12 protein-coding genes are annotated in these 15,547 nt (G+C 59.7%); 9 read left to right on the forward strand and 3 right to left on the reverse strand.

The genetic code is table 11. The annotated features are described in order from the left end of the window. Positions 1-2: 2 nt before the first annotated feature. The gene (gene mnmC, locus ICA15_RS16580) at positions 3-1,982 is read right to left on the reverse strand and encodes a bifunctional tRNA (5-methylaminomethyl-2-thiouridine)(34)-methyltransferase MnmD/FAD-dependent 5-carboxymethylaminomethyl-2-thiouridine(34) oxidoreductase MnmC (protein ID WP_210554005.1); all 1,980 of its coding nucleotides are present in this window, start codon (positions 1,980-1,982) and stop codon (positions 3-5) included. 377 nt (positions 1,983-2,359) lie between these two features. Here mnmC and pap point away from each other — a divergent pair, with 377 nt between their 5' ends. Then, positions 2,360-3,874, forward strand: a complete 1,515-nt coding sequence (gene pap / locus ICA15_RS16585; protein WP_150603282.1) for a polyphosphate:AMP phosphotransferase — start codon at positions 2,360-2,362, stop codon at positions 3,872-3,874. Between the two features lie 103 nt (positions 3,875-3,977). Then, entirely contained in the window at positions 3,978-5,162 is a 1,185-nt protein-coding gene (locus tag ICA15_RS16590; protein WP_210554004.1) for a thiolase family protein, read from the forward strand. A gap of 123 nt (positions 5,163-5,285) precedes the next feature. Here ICA15_RS16590 and ICA15_RS16595 read toward each other — a convergent pair whose 3' ends face one another. Then, entirely contained in the window at positions 5,286-5,480 is a 195-nt protein-coding gene (locus tag ICA15_RS16595; RefSeq protein ID WP_042560379.1) for a DUF6316 family protein, read from the reverse strand. A 213-nt stretch (positions 5,481-5,693) separates the two neighbouring features. Here ICA15_RS16595 and ICA15_RS16600 point away from each other — a divergent pair, with 213 nt between their 5' ends. Beyond that, the gene (locus tag ICA15_RS16600) at positions 5,694-6,647 is read left to right on the forward strand and encodes a DMT family transporter (protein WP_210554003.1); all 954 of its coding nucleotides are present in this window, start codon (positions 5,694-5,696) and stop codon (positions 6,645-6,647) included. Between the two features lie 87 nt (positions 6,648-6,734). Here the strand turns inward: ICA15_RS16600 and ICA15_RS16605 are convergent, their stop codons facing one another. Beyond that, entirely contained in the window at positions 6,735-8,129 is a 1,395-nt protein-coding gene (locus ICA15_RS16605) for a class II fumarate hydratase (RefSeq protein WP_210554002.1), read from the reverse strand. Positions 8,130-8,323: 194 nt separating this feature from the next. On the opposite strand from ICA15_RS16605, the gene ICA15_RS16610 reads away from it, so the two are divergent. The 6 genes from ICA15_RS16610 (at position 8,324) to ICA15_RS16635 (ending at position 15,505) form a co-directional block, all read left to right on the forward strand. Continuing rightward, positions 8,324-8,839: a DUF2059 domain-containing protein gene (locus ICA15_RS16610; RefSeq protein ID WP_042560377.1), complete on the forward strand. Its 516-nt coding sequence runs from the start codon at positions 8,324-8,326 to the stop codon at positions 8,837-8,839. A 12-nt stretch (positions 8,840-8,851) separates the two neighbouring features. Further along, positions 8,852-9,151 (forward strand): BolA family protein, encoded by a 300-nt coding sequence (locus tag ICA15_RS16615; RefSeq protein ID WP_150603287.1) that lies wholly within the window; start codon positions 8,852-8,854, stop codon positions 9,149-9,151. Between the two features lie 294 nt (positions 9,152-9,445). Then, positions 9,446-10,387 carry a rhodanese-related sulfurtransferase gene (locus ICA15_RS16620; RefSeq protein ID WP_150603288.1) on the forward strand — a complete coding sequence of 314 codons (942 nt, stop codon included), beginning with the start codon at positions 9,446-9,448 and terminating at the stop codon, positions 10,385-10,387. A 35-nt stretch (positions 10,388-10,422) separates the two neighbouring features. After that, entirely contained in the window at positions 10,423-11,025 is a 603-nt protein-coding gene (locus ICA15_RS16625) for a DsbA family protein (protein WP_210554165.1), read from the forward strand. Further along, entirely contained in the window at positions 11,018-12,844 is a 1,827-nt protein-coding gene (locus ICA15_RS16630; RefSeq protein WP_210554001.1) for an ABC transporter ATP-binding protein, read from the forward strand. Before ICA15_RS16625 ends, ICA15_RS16630 begins: the two co-directional genes overlap by 8 nt. Before the next feature lie 201 nt (positions 12,845-13,045). After that, positions 13,046-15,505: an EAL domain-containing protein gene (locus ICA15_RS16635; protein ID WP_210554000.1), complete on the forward strand. Its 2,460-nt coding sequence runs from the start codon at positions 13,046-13,048 to the stop codon at positions 15,503-15,505. The last annotated feature ends 42 nt before the right edge of the window (positions 15,506-15,547 follow it).

Below are 15,547 nucleotides of genomic sequence, written 5' to 3' on the forward strand. Positions count from 1 at the left end.
GGTTACTTGCCACGAATCAACTGGCGTAACACGAAGCGGTTCGGATGACAGGCCTCGGCGACGCTGCGCGGCACGGGCAACGGTTCGTTGTTGAGCCAGGCGGCGAGCAATTCGCCGGACAGCGGCGCGGTGATCAGCCCGCGCGAACCGTGGCCGCTGTTGACGTATAAACCGTCGAGCCAGGGGCAGGGGATGTCCGGCACTTGTCGGGCATCCTTGCTCAGCGCTGCATAGGCTTGAATGAAGGCTTCGCGATCGGCGAGCGGGCCGACAATCGGCAGATAGTCGGGACTGGTACAGCGAAAAGCCGCGCGGCCCTGAAGGTCTTCGACATTCTGATCGGCTATGTGCAGACGGGCGACGAGGTCGCTTGAGATCTCTTCGAGCATCGCCAGATTGCCCAGGTGTTCGGCGGTGGTCGGGGTCAGGTCATCGCTATTGAAATCGAAGCTGGCACCGAGGGTGTGTTCGCCCAATCGCGCAGGCGCAACGTAACCTTCGGCGCAGACCACGGTGGCCAACGCCTGGCTTTGCACTGTCTGCGCCAGGCGAGTGATCTGACCGCGAATGCGCTTGAGCGGTAACTCGGCACTTTGGGCGAAACGCTTGATCTCGGCAGCGCCGGCCAGCACCACGACCGGCGCGCTGGCGAGCAGATGGTCACCGTCGAAGGCTTGCCACTGATCATCGACCCTGCGCAGTTCGACAGCCTCCTGATGGCTGAGCAGTTTGATATTCGGGTGCGTCGCTTGTGCCTGGCACAACGCGGGCGGATGCACCCAACCACCTTCGGGGTAGTACAAACCGCCATGGGCCAGACCGACACCGGCGCGGTTTTGCGCCTCGGGCTGTTCGAGCCACTGCAATAGATCTTCCGGGAACGCCTGAGCCAACTGCGCGTGGCGTTCGGCTTCCTTGGCGTTGAACGCCAGTTGCAGCACGCCGCAATTGTCCCAGTCGGTGCCGCGTTGCAGGGTTTCGAGCAGGCGTCGGGTGTAGCCGAAACCGCTGACGATCAGTTGCGACAGCGCGGTGCCATGGGCAGACAGTTTCAAATACAGCACACCCTGCGGGTTGCCCGAGGCTTCTTGCGCAACGCCCGCGTGACGCTCCAGCACACTCACTTGCCAACCGCGTGACGCGAGGCTCGCCGCCGTGGCACAGCCGGCCAGACCGGCGCCGATCACCAGCGCCCGCCGTTCACCGGTCAAGGGGGCCGGGCGCGCAAACCAGGGTTTCTCGGCGGCGGGCGGCGCAACGCCTTCGGGCCAGCCGAGGAACTCACCCCGCAGGATTTCCCATTTGTGGCCGATGCCCGGCGTGCGCTTCATCTTGAACCCGGCGGCATTGAGCAAGCGCCGCACCCAACCGGTGCTGGTGAAGGTGCTGATGGTCGAGCCGGGCGCCGCCAGACGTGCCAGTTCGGCGAACAGTTCGGCCGTCCACATGTCGGGGTTTCTTGCCGGAGCGAAGCCGTCGAGAAACCACGCATCGATCTGGGTATCGAGCTGCGGCAATTGCTCAAGGGCATCGCCGATCAGCAGTGTCAGGGTGACGCGACCATTGGCCAGCGTGATGCGCTGGAAACCTTGATGAATGGCCACGTAATGCTTCAACAACTGATCGGCGAGCGGCTTGAGTTCCGGCCACAACGCCAAAGCACGGTGCAGATCCGCCGGGCTCAACGGGTACTTTTCGACGCTGACAAAATGCAACTGCGCACCCGCCACGGCGTGTTGTTCGAACACTTGCCAGGCGCAGAGAAAATTCAACCCGGTGCCAAATCCGGTTTCGCCGATGACCAGCCGTCCACCTGCCGGCAACGCGGCAAAACGATCGGCCAGACGGTTCTGTTCAAGGAACACATAACGGGTTTCATCGAGCCCCGACTGATCGGAAAAATACACGTCATCGAACTCCCGCGAACGCGGACGTCCGTGGTCATCCCAGTCGAGTTGGGCGTGGGGCGATACAGGTTTCATGGCAGGCTCGGCAACGACAAGGCGGCCATTCTAGCCGATCAGGAGCAGGGCGCTTGATCCATGGCAAAGTGCAGGGTGGACAGCTCACGGACAATCGATGGTTCAGGACTGGATATAAGGATTTATGTGGCGGAGATCCCTGTGGCGAGGGGATTTATCCCCGATGGGCTGCGAAGCGGCCCCAAACCCGGCACATGTGGTTTGACTGAAGTAACCGGGGTGAATGGTTTGGGGACTGCTTCGCAGCCCATCGGGGATAAATCCCCTCGCCACAGGTTTCTTATTCACAAAAGTATCTGTGTGTGATCCTCGGGAATTTGTGCCCTGTAGCCGTGCCCAATCCGCTAGTCTTGCTGAATTCTGGAAGGAGCCGTCCTATGTTTGAATCCGCTGAAATCGGTCATGCCATCGACAAAGATACCTACGAGGCTGCCGTCCCTGCGCTGCGTGAAGCACTGCTCGAAGCCCAGTTCGAACTGCAGCAGCAAAAGCGTTTCCCGGTGATCGTTTTGATCAACGGCATCGAAGGTGCGGGCAAGGGCGAGACGGTCAAGTTGCTCAACGAGTGGATGGACCCGCGACTGATCGAGGTGCGCACCTTCGACCAGCAGACCGATGAAGAGCTGGCGCGTCCACCGGCGTGGCGCTACTGGCGGATGCTGCCGGCCAAGGGGCGGATGGGGATTTTCTTCGGCAACTGGTACAGCCAGATGCTTCAGGGCCGGGTTCATGGTTTGTTCAAGGACCCGCGGCTGGATCAGGCGATCGCCGGCGCCGAGCGTCTGGAAAAGATGCTCTGTGATGAAGGCGCGCTGATTTTCAAGTTCTGGTTTCACCTGTCCAAAAAACAAATGAAGGCGCGGCTCAAGGCCCTCGCTGACGATCCGCTGCACAGCTGGCGCATCAGCCCGCTGGACTGGCAGCAATCGCAAACCTACGACAAGTTCGTCAAATACGGCGAGCGTGTGTTGCGCCGCACCAGCCGCGACTATGCGCCGTGGCACGTTATCGAAGGCGTGGATGCCAACTATCGCAGCCTGGCGGTGGGCAAGATTCTCCTTGAAGGTTTGCAAGCGGCTCTGAAGCGTCCGGACGTTCATCCTCACGAAGTCAGCGCCGCGCCGCTGGGCACTGCGGTCGATCAATTGAACCTGCTCGACTGCCTCGACCTGAGCCAACAACTGGACAAGAAAGACTACGAAGAACAATTGATCACCGAGCAGGCACGGCTGTCCGGGTTGATGCGTGACAAGCGCATGCGCCGCCACGCCTTGGTGGCGGTGTTTGAAGGTAACGATGCGGCGGGTAAGGGCGGGGCGATTCGCCGGGTGGCGGCGGCACTCGATCCGCGCCAGTACAGCATCGTACCGATTGCCGCGCCGACCGAAGAGGAGCGCGCGCAACCGTATCTGTGGCGTTTCTGGCGGCATCTGCCGGCGCGGGGCAAGTTCACCGTGTTCGACCGTTCGTGGTACGGCCGGGTTTTGGTGGAGCGCATCGAAGGTTTCTGCCCGCCGGCTGACTGGTTGCGCGCCTACAGCGAGATCAACGACTTCGAAGAGCAGCTCGCCGATGCGGGAGTGATCGTGGTCAAGTTCTGGTTGGCGATCGACAAGGACACGCAAATGGAGCGTTTCCAGGAACGTGAGGAAATCCCCTTCAAGCGTTTCAAAATTACCGAAGACGACTGGCGCAACCGCGACAAGTGGGACGCCTATCGCACCGCAGTGGGCGACATGGTTGATCGCACCAGCACCGAGATCTCACCGTGGACATTGATCGAGGCCAATGACAAGCGCTGGGCGCGGGTCAAAGTGTTGCGCACGATCAACCTTGCGTTGGAAGAAGCCTTCGAGAAATCCGACAAGAAAGCGAAAAAACACAAGGACTGAAACGATGGGCACGCATACGCGGGGTGAATGATTGTCGCGGTCGGTAATCGGGTGGACTTATGCTCAGGTCCACTCTCAACCGACAACAACAATGAGGTATGCCATGCGTGAAGTGGTGATCGTCGACAGCGTACGGACCGGCCTGGCCAAATCCTTTCGCGGCAAGTTCAACCAGACCCGTCCCGATGACATGGCGGCTCATTGCGTCAACGCGCTGCTTGAGCGCAATGACATCGACCCGGCCAGTGTCGAGGATTGCATCGTCGGTGCCGGCTCCAACGAAGGCGCGCAGGGCTACAACATCGGTCGCAACGTCGCGGTGCTTTCGCGTCTGGGCACCGGCACCGCCGGCATGACCCTCAATCGTTTCTGTTCCTCAGGCTTGCAGGCCATTGCGATTGCCGCCAACCAGATCGCTTCTGGCTGCAGCGACATCATCGTCGCGGGCGGCGTCGAATCGATCAGCCTGACGATAAAAAGCGTCAACACCGATCACCTGATCAACCCGCTGCTCAAGCAGCAAACCCCGGGCATCTATTACACGATGGGCCAGACCGCCGAAGTGGTTGCGCGTCGTTATGGTGTCAGCCGTGAAGTCCAGGATCGCTACGCCCTGCAAAGTCAGCTGCGCACCGCGCAAGCCCAGGCCGCCGGTTTGTTCGACGATGAAATCGTGCCGATGGCGGTGAAGTATCGCGTTGAGGACAAGAACACGGGCGAGGTGCAGATCCTCGATGGCGTCGTCGAGCGTGACGACTGCAACCGTCCGGACACTACTTATGAAAGCCTCGCCGGGCTTAAACCAGTATTCGCCGAGGACGGTTCGGTGACGGCGGGCAACTCCTCGCAACTGTCCGACGGCGCGTCGATGACGCTGGTGATGAGCCTGGAAAAGGCGCTGCAACTGGGGCTCAAGCCGAAAGCGTTTTTCCGTGGTTTCACCGTGGCCGGTTGCGAGCCGGACGAGATGGGCATCGGCCCGGTGTTCTCGGTGCCGAAACTGCTCAAGGCCAAGGGCTTGCAGGTGGCTGACATCGATTTGTGGGAACTGAATGAGGCGTTTGCCTCGCAGTGCTTGTACAGCCGTGATCGGCTGGAGATCGATAACGACAAATACAACGTCAATGGCGGCTCGATTTCCATCGGTCACCCGTTCGGCATGACCGGGTCGCGGCAGGTCGGGCATCTGGTGCGGGAGTTGCAGCGGCGTAACTTGCGTTACGGCATCGTCACCATGTGCGTGGGCGGCGGGATGGGGGCGACGGGGTTGTTTGAGGCGGTGCGCTGACTCACCGCACCCCTGTAGGAGTTGCGGCACGCTGCGATCTTTTGATCTTGCTCTAATAAAGCCAGAATCGAAAGATCGCAGCCTCGTTTCACTCGAATGCTCCTACACAGGGTCCTGTTCGGATTAGCGGTTGGAATCCTGAAGTTGCATCCGCGCGATGTAAGCCTTGATCTCCTGCTCAGCCTTCTCATGGCTGTCAAACGGCCCCTCAAGGGTATTTTCCCGGGTGCTGAAAAACAGTTCGCCATTGACCCGACACACTCGGTCACTGCGAAAGTGCGTGGCGGGGGCGGGGTCTTGGGCGCGCATGCCTAACATGATCGATCTCCCTGCTGATGCAGCGCTTGGGCTGGATCGAATGAGCTTATGCCTGAACCACTTGGCCCGCCTGACCAGCCGATCAACGGCGTTGCGTCAATTTAATGCTGCGACCTGCACAGTTTCATTAGCGGCCCGACCCTAACTGTCCCTGTGTTGCATCAGGCGCGAAGCCTAGAATGAGCGCTCTAGTCAGCAGGCTTTGGGGTTCACATGCACATTTCATCCGGTCGCTGGGTTTACGGTTTGTTCCTGGCGCTGCTGACCGCATTTCTGTGGGGCATCCTGCCGATCAAACTCAAACAGGTGTTGCTGGTGATGGACCCGGTCACGGTGACCTGGTTTCGTCTGCTGGTGTCCGGCGGCTGCCTGTTCATTTATCTGGCCGCGGTCAAACGCTTGCCGAGCCGCAAGGTGCTCGGGCCCAAGGGCAGCTGGCTGGTGCTGATGGCGGTGCTCGGGCTGGTCGGCAACTATGTGCTGTACCTGATGGGTCTTAACCTGCTCAGCCCCGGCACGGCGCAACTGGTGGTGCAGATGGGCCCGATCATGTTGCTGATCGCCAGTCTGTTTGTGTTCAAAGAGCGTTTCAGCATTGGTCAGGGCGTGGGTCTGGCGGTATTGCTGATCGGTTTCGGGCTGTTTTTCAATCAGCGACTGGCGGAGTTGCTGACGTCGCTGTCGGATTACACCGCAGGCGTGTTGCTGGTTTTGTTGGCGTCGACGGTCTGGACGTTCTATGCGCTGGGCCAGAAGCAGTTGCTGACGGTGTGGAATTCGCTGCAGGTAATGATGGTGATTTACCTGTTTTGCGCGTTGTTGCTGACACCGTGGGTGCATCCGCTCGAAGCGCTTGAGTTGAGCCCGGTGCAGGGCTGGCTGCTGCTGGCGTGCTGCATGAACACGCTGATTGCCTACGGCGCGTTTGCCGAAGCGCTGGCACATTGGGAGGCCTCGCGTGTCAGTGCGACGCTGGCGATCACGCCGCTGGTGACATTCGTGGCGGTGGCGATTGCGGCCAGGATCTGGCCGGAATACGTGCATGCCGAGCAAATCAATGCGCTGGGGTATGGCGGGGCGGTGCTGGTGGTGCTGGGTTCGGCGCTGGTGGCGTTGGGGCCTTCGTTGCTTGCCGGGCTCAAGGCACGGCGCCTGCGGATGGCTTGAAGGTCAAAAGATCGCAGCCTGCGGCAGCTCCTACAGTTGGAATGCGTTCCCCTGTAGGAGCCGCCGAAGGCTGCGATCTTTTTGCTTCTAGCCTTTGGCGCCAGCCTCGATCATGTTCTCCGGCCGCACCCACGCATCAAACTCTTCATCCGTCAGATAGCCCAACTCCACCGCCGCTTCGCGCAAGGTCAGCCCTTCGCTGTAAGCCTTCTTGGCGATTTCCGCCGATTTGTCATAGCCGATGTGCGGGTTCAACGCCGTCACCAGCATCAAACCGCGCTCCAGATGCTGAGCCATGACGTGCGCATCCGGCTCGAGTCCTGCAATGCAGTGCTGCTGGAAGTTGCTGCAACCGTCACCCAGCAAGCGGATCGATTGCAGCAGGTTGTGGATGATCACCGGTTTGAACACGTTCAACTGCAAGTGACCCTGGCTCGCGGCAATGCCGATCGTCACGTCATTGCCCAGCACCTGACAGGCGAGCATCGACAGCGCTTCACACTGGGTCGGATTGACCTTGCCGGGCATGATCGAGCTACCCGGCTCGTTGGCCGGCAAGCGCACTTCAGCGAAACCTGCGCGTGGGCCGGAGCCAAGCAAGCGCAAGTCGTTGGCAATTTTCATCAGGGCCACGGCGAGGGTTTTCAGTGCGCCGGACAGACTGGTCAGCGGTTCATGACCAGCCAGCGCAGCAAATTTGTTTGGCGCGGTGACGAAGGGCAGGCCGGACAACGCAGCGAGCTCCGCCGCGATTGCCTCGCCAAAGCCGTGCGGCGAATTCAACCCGGTGCCGACGGCGGTACCACCCTGCGCCAGCTCACACACCGCCGGCAGTGCCGCGCGGATCGCGCGCTCGGCGTAATCCAGTTGCGCTATGAAGCCCGACAACTCCTGACCGAAGGTGATCGGCGTCGCGTCCATCATGTGCGTGCGGCCGGTTTTCACCAGTTTCATGTGCCGCGCGGCCAATTCAGCCAAGCCACCTGACAGCTCGGCAATCGATGGCAGCAAATGCTCTTGCACGGCTTTGACCGTGGCGATGCTCATGGCAGTGGGGAAGCAGTCGTTGGAGCTTTGCGAGCGATTGACGTGATCGTTCGGGTGGACCGGGGTCTTGCCGCCGCGTGGATTGCCGGCCAGTTCGTTGGCGCGACCGGCGATCACTTCGTTGACGTTCATGTTGCTTTGGGTGCCGCTGCCGGTCTGCCAGACCACCAGCGGGAACTGGTCGTCGTGCTGGCCGTCGAGGACTTCGTCGGCAGCCTGCTCGATCAAGCGGGCAATATCGGCGGGCAGATCACCGTTGCGGTCGTTGACCCGCGCGGCGGCTTTCTTGATCAGGGCCAGGGCGTGCAGTACCGGCAGCGGCATGCGTTCCTGACCAATGGCGAAGTTGATCAGCGAGCGTTGCGTCTGAGCACCCCAGTATGCGTCGTCCGGGACCTCGATCTGGCCCAGGCTGTCGGTTTCGATACGGCTCATCGTGCACACTCCTGTTGGTCTGTTTGCGCAGTTTAGGCCGGTGTCGGCCCAGGTGGTTCCCTCGAATCGATTGTTGACCGGTAAAACCCCGCCAATCAAGCGCGGCAAGGCTTGGGGGGTTGAGCCGCGATGAATGTTAGGCGCAGAATGGGCGCCCTTGGGGTTTTACCTCGCCTAGCTGAAAAGGAAACTCGATGACTCGTCTTCGTGCCATCTGTACCGCAGTAGCCCTGGTTTGCGCCAGCGGCCAGGCCCTCGCCGATACCGCCAGCCACAACGCCAGTGCCGAAGCTTTCCTGACCCTGGCGCACGCTGACAAACTGGGCACCCCGGTGTACATGCAAGTACAGCAAATGTTTGCCCAGCGTTTTGAGCAGACCAAAGCCCCGGAAGCCAAGAAAGCCGTGCTGGAAACCTATCAGGCCAAGGCTAACGCTGCGCTGGACCAGGCCATCGGCTGGAACAAGCTCAAGCCGGACATGGTCAAGCTCTACACCACCAACTTCAGCGAGTCCGAGCTCAAGGACCTCGTCGCGTTCTACAAGTCGCCACTGGGCAAGAAAGTCCTGGAAAAAATGCCGCAGCTGACTCAGCAATCGGCCCAGATGACTCAGGCCAAGCTGGAAAGCGCCGTGCCGGTGGTCAACAAGCTGCTGGAAGACATGACCAAAGAGCTGGCCCCTGCAGCTCCTGCGGCCAAGAAGAAGTAAGCGGAGTTCGTGATGACCATGCAACAACGCATTGAATCGACGCTGGCGCTGCTTCAGCCTGAACATCTGCAGGTGCTGGATGAAAGCCATATGCACAGTCGTGGGTTACAGACTCACTACAAGGCCGTGGTAGTCAGCGCGCAGTTCGAAGGGCTGAACCGGGTCAAGCGCCACCAGAAAGTCTACGGCACGCTCGGCGAGCTGATGGGCGAGTTCCATGCGTTGGCGCTGCACACTTACACCCCGCAGGAATGGGCAGAGACCGGCGCCGCCCCCGCGTCGCCGACCTGTGCCGGCGGTAGCAAGCACTGATTTGTATGTAACGGGCTTTTTGTGGTGTGGGAGCTTTTGTGGCGAGGGGATTTATCCCCGATCGGCTGCGCAGCAGTCGTAAACCCACAGAATGCGGTATCCCTGAGAGACTGAATTCGCAGGTTTTGGGGCCGCTTCGCAGCCCATCGGGGATAAATCCCCTCGCCACAGAGTTCTCGGCACATCCTATAACGATCCTGTTTTTGCTAGAATCCGCAACGCGCCGCTCACCCGGCGCGTTTTTTTTCGCATCCGGTTCACCCTTTACGAGGGTAGCCACCTGGAGAAATACCCATGACACAACCGATTGTCGTGGCGGCACTGTATAAGTTCGTCACCCTCGAAGATTACGTCAACCTGCGCGAGCCACTGCTGCAAGCGATGGTCGACAACGGCATCAAAGGCACATTGCTGATTGCCGAAGAAGGCATCAACGGCACGGTTTCCGGCACTCGCGAAGGCATCGACGGCCTGCTCGCCTGGCTGAAGAACGACCCGCGCATGATCGACATCGACCACAAAGAGTCGTATTGCGACGACCAGCCGTTCTACCGCACCAAGGTCAAACTGAAGAAAGAGATCGTCACCCTCGGTGTCGATGGCGTCGACCCGAACAAAAAAGTCGGCACCTACGTTGATCCGCAAGACTGGAACGCGTTGATCAGCGACCCTGAAGTGCTGTTGATCGACACACGCAACGATTACGAAGTTTCGATCGGCACCTTCGAAGGCGCCATCGATCCGAAAACCACCAGTTTTCGCGAATTCCCCGACTACATCAAAGCGCACTTCGACCCGGCCGTGCACAAGAAAGTCGCGATGTTCTGCACCGGTGGCATCCGCTGCGAAAAGGCCTCGAGCTACATGCTGGGCGAAGGCTTTGAAGAGGTTTACCACCTCAAGGGCGGCATTCTGAAGTACCTCGAAGAGGTGCCGCAGGAAGAAACCAAGTGGCAGGGCGACTGCTTTGTGTTCGACAACCGTGTGACCGTGCGCCACGACCTCAGCGAAGGCGACTACGATCAATGTCATGCTTGCCGCACACCGATCAGCGTTGAAGATCGCACCTCCGAACACTACGTCGCTGGAGTCAGTTGCCCGCATTGCTGGAACACGCTGAGCGAGAAGACTCGCCGCAGCGCCATCGACCGGCAGAAGCAGATCGAACTGGCCAAGGCCCGCAACCAGCCGCACCCGATCGGCTTTAACTATAAGCAAGCATCTACCGAGGCTTAACCATGTCTGCGCGCCTGCTCTATGTGATGGATCCGATGTGTTCGTGGTGCTGGGGATTTGCTCCGGTGGCCAAGGCACTGGTCGAGCAAGCGCAGGCAGCCGGGGTCGAGCTGCATCTGGTGGTGGGCGGATTGCGCACCGGCAGCGGTTCGGCGCTGGAGCCGAGCACCCGCCGCTACATTCTTGAACACTGGCAAGCGGTCACCGAGGCCACGGGACAGCCGTTCAAGCTTGACGGTGCGTTGCCCGACGGTTTTGTCTACGACACCGAGCCTGCCTGCCGTGCAATTGTCACTGCACGCAGCCTGGCACCGGATTGTGCGTGGAAACTGGTCGGACTGATCCAGCAGGCGTTTTACGCTGAAGGTCGCGATGTCACTCAGGCCAGCGTACTGGTCGAGTTGGCGGAGCAGGCGGGCGTGCCGCGCATCGAATTCGCTGCGTTGTTCGATCATGCCGATCAACACAAAGCCACTCAGGCCGATTTCACCTGGGTGCAGGACCTCGGCATCGCCGGTTTCCCCACGCTGCTCGCCGAACGCAACGGCCAACTGGCGCTGTTGACCAACGGTTACCAGCCGCTCAGTGAACTGTCGCCATTGCTCGGCCGATGGCTGGAGCGCGCAGCCTGTGCCTGACCGGGCCGATGACACGCCAGCCGTAAAGCGTGTCGACCGGCTGAGCTGGGCAGAAGTCCGGCGACTGGCACTCACTCACAAAAAATCCCTGTGGATCGCCAACGGCGTCGCCGTTCTGGCGACGCTGTGCAGCGTGCCGATTCCGTTGCTGCTGCCATTGCTGGTGGACGAAGTGCTGCTCGGCCATGGCGATGCGGCGCTGAAGGTGATGAATCACCTGTTACCGACGATGTGGCAGCAAGCGGCGGGCTATATCGGCCTGATGCTGGTGGTCACCTTGACCCTGCGCTGCGGCGCGTTGGGCTTTGGCGTGTTGCAGTCGCGGCTGTTTGCGCGTCTGGCCAAGGACATCGTCTATCGCATCCGCGTGCGCTTGATCGAACGGCTCAAGCGGATTTCCCTCGCCGAATATGAAAGTCTGGGCAGCGGCACGGTGACCACCCATCTGGTCACCGATCTCGATACCCTCGACAAGTTTGTCGGTGAAACCCTCAGCCGGTTTCTGGTGGCGATGCTGACGCTGGTCGGCACCGCGAGCATCCTGATGTGGATGCACTGGAAACTGGCGCTGCTGATTCTGCTGTTCAACCCGCTGGTGATCTACGCCACGGTGCAGTTGGGCAAACGCGTCAAACACCTGAAGAAACTCGAGAACGACAGCACCGCGCGGTTCACCCAGGCGCTGAGCGAAACCCTCGACTCGATTCAGGAAGTACGGGCGGGCAACCGTCAGGGTTTCTTCCTCGGCCGGCTCGGGTTGCGGGCGCAGGAAGTGCGTAACTACGCGATCAACTCGCAGTGGAAAACCGACGCCTCCAACCGTGCCAGTGGCCTGCTGTTCCAGTTCGGTATCGACATCTTTCGCGCGGCGGCGATGCTCACCGTGCTGTTCTCTGATCTGTCGATCGGGCAGATGCTCGCGGTGTTCAGTTACTTGTGGTTCATGATCGGCCCGGTGGAACAACTGCTCAACCTGCAATACGCCTATTACGCGGCGGGCGGGGCGCTGGCGCGGATCAACGAACTGCTGGCGCGGGCCGATGAGCCGCAGTATCCGGGCGGTGTCGATCCGTTCAAGGGCCGCGACACCGTGGGCATCGAGGTGCAAGGCCTGAGCTTCGGTTACGGCGATGAACCGGTGCTGGATCAGTTGAATCTGTCCATCGCGCCCGGTGAGAAAGTCGCGATTGTCGGCGCCAGTGGCGGTGGCAAAAGCACCCTGGTGCAATTGCTGCTGGGGCTGTACACGCCGCTGTCCGGGACGATTCGCTTTGGCGGTTCGACCCAGCAGGAAATCGGTCTGGAGACGGTTCGGGAAAACGTCGCGGTGGTGTTGCAGCATCCGGCGTTGTTCAATGACACCGTACGCGCCAACCTGACCATGGGCCGCACGCGCAGCGACGAAGCCTGCTGGCAGGCGCTGGAAATCGCTCAGCTCGAACCCGCCATCCGGGTCTTGCCGGAAGGCCTCGACAGCATTGTTGGGCGTTCCGGTGTGCGCTTGTCTGGTGGACAGCGCCAGCGCCTGGCGATCGCGCGGATGATTCTCGCCGAGCCGAAAGTGGTGATCCTCGACGAGGCCACTTCGGCCCTCGACGCCGCCACCGAATACAACCTGCATCAAGCCATGGCGCGGTTCCTCCATGGCCGCACCACGTTGATCATCGCGCACCGGTTATCGGCAGTGAAGCAGGCGGATCGGGTGTTGGTATTCGATGGCGGACAGGTTGCCGAGGATGGCGATCACCAGCAGTTGATAGCCGACGGCGGGCTGTACGCCAAGTTGTATGGCCATTTGCAGCAGATTCAGCGTCCCTGAGCTTCCAGCCCTTTTTGCCCTCAGTGTGTGAATCTCATTGAGTAAACCTGCTCGGAAAGCCTCTAAAGATCAGTCGGTTGCACGATCAGCGTTGCAGACGGCCAACCTGTCCCTTTGACATATCAAAAATTAGCCTAGGCTGAGCTGTCAGGAGCGGGATTTTACGGTTGTTCATCTGGCAGTACTTGCGCAAGGGATCTCATGGAGCAAAAGCGGACTCTCGGAACGCCACGGTTGTTGGGCATCGTCTGGCCATTTATTGCCGTCGTGTTGTTTCAAGCGTTATTGGGGGGCGTGAGTCTTTACGTGCTGTCGGCCGTTCGCGGTTACGTGGCGGGGGAGAGTCTCTGGTCCAAGGGCCAGAAAGATGCCATCTACTACCTCAATCTGTACGCAGACAGTCGTGACGAAACGATATTCCTCAAGTACCGGACCGCGATTGGCGTCCCTCAGGGCGGTCATCAGCTGCGTCTGGCGCTGGATCGTCAACCGCCGGATCTGGCCGCCGCACGCGAAGGCATTCTGAAGGGTGGCAACCATCCGGACGATGTCTCTAGCGTAATCTGGTTGTACCTCAACTTCCGTCATTTCAGTTACCTGGAGACCGCCATCGACCGCTGGACGGTGGGTGACGCTTATCTGGTCGAGCTGGATGAGCTCGCGCGCGGGATGCACCGCAGTATTTCCGAGAATACCGCCAGCAGTGCCGATATCCTGCGCTGGAAGGCGCAGATCTTTGCGATCAATGATGCCGTGACTCCGGCGGCAAAAGCCTTCAGCGATGCCTTGGGCGAAGGCTCGCGGATGATCCTGCGCCTGTTGCTGGTGATCAACCTGGCCACGGCGCTGGGGCTGATCGTGCTGGCCTTGTTGCGCACCCAGAAATTGCTCAAGCAGCGCCACGCCTTTGCCGAGGCGCTGCAACTGGAAAAGGATCGCGCGCACGTCACGCTGCAATCGATCGGCGATGGCGTGATTACCACCGACGTGACGGGGGCCATCGATTACATGAACCCCGCCGCCGAAGCCATGACCCACTGGAAAGCCGAACATGCCGCCGGTCTGCCGCTGGCGGCGCTGTTCAATTTGCTTGATGACAACGCCCAGGCCGAAGGCCTGGCACTGATCGAGCACATTCTCAGCGGTCAGCTCAGTGGCGGCAGTGAACACTCCAAGCTGATCCAGCGCCTGGACGGCAGTACGTTGTCGGTGACGCTGGTCGGCGCACCGATCCGCAATGCCGGCAAGGTCAGCGGCACGGTGCTGGTGCTGCACGACATGACCCAGGAACGCCAGTACATCGCCAATCTCTCCTGGCAGGCCACCCACGATGCGCTGACCGGGCTGGCCAACCGTCGCGAGTTCGAATATCGCCTGGAGCAGGTGCTGCACAACCTCACGCGGCAGGCGGGGCGGCACGCATTGATGTTCCTCGATCTTGATCAGTTCAAACTGGTCAACGACACCTGCGGCCATGCGGCGGGCGATGAACTGTTGCGACACATCTGCACGCTGCTGCAATCGGGCCTGCGCGAGGGCGATACGCTGGCGCGGCTAGGCGGTGACGAGTTCGGTATTCTGCTGCAGAACTGCGCGCCGGAGGCGGCGGAGAAAATTGCCGATGCGCTGCGCCAGACCGTTCAGAACCTGCACTTTGTCTGGAAAGGGCGGCCATTCCTGACCACCGTCAGCATCGGCCTGGTGCATATCACGCAGACGCCAACGACCCTCGAAACCTCGCTGCGTGCAGCTGATATGGCCTGCTACATGGCCAAGGAAAAGGGCCGCAACCGGGTGCAGGTCTATCACGCCGACGACTCCGAACTGTCGCTGCGCTTCGGTGAAATGGCCTGGGTCCAGCGTTTGCACATGGCGCTGGAAGAAGACCGTTTTTGCCTTTATGCCCAGGAAATCTCCCCCCTGAAACCGAGTGTAGGCAAGGGCGGGCACATTGAAATTCTGCTGCGTCTACATGATGAAGCCGGGCGAATGATTCTGCCCGACAGTTTCATTCCCGCCGCAGAACGCTATGGCTTGATGACTCAGTTGGATCGCTGGGTAGTGCAAAAAGTATTCAAGGTAATTGCTCAATGTATTGCGCAAGAGCATGAAGGTCCTTTAGCGATGTGTGCGATTAATCTGTCAGGCATTACTATAGGAGATGACGCGTTTTTGCACTTTCTGCGCGAGCAGTTTGTTAAGTATTCAATACCGCCTGAAATGATTTGTTTTGAAATTACTGAAACCAGTGCAATTTCAAACTTGGGCAGTGCAATTAGATTTATTAATGAACTCAAAGGCTTAGGTTGCTATTTCTCACTGGATGACTTTTGTGCCGGAATGTCTTCGTTCGCTTATCTGAAACATTTGCCTGTAGACTTCCTGAAGATCGACGGGAGTTTCGTAAAGGATATGCTGGACGACCCGATAAACCGCGCAATGGTCGAAGTGATCAATCACATCGGGCATGTCATGGGTAAACAGACAATTGCCGAGTTTGTTGAAACAACTCAGATCGAGCAGGCATTGCTTGAAATTGGTGTGGATTACGCTCAAGGTTATGTTATTGAGCGTCCGCAATTATTTACCTGTGACAGTTTGCAAAGTCGGCCCGCCAGACCGCAACCGCTGTTATTCAAAGCGCCTGGCACGTTCCGTTGAAGTCTCTCGCCGATCCTTACAATCACAAATCAAAAGGAGCCG

Origin of the sequence: Pseudomonas sp. P116, assembly GCF_020149425.1 — a bacterium.
In the GTDB taxonomy this organism is placed as follows: Bacteria; Pseudomonadota; Gammaproteobacteria; order Pseudomonadales; family Pseudomonadaceae; genus Aquipseudomonas; species Aquipseudomonas anatoliensis.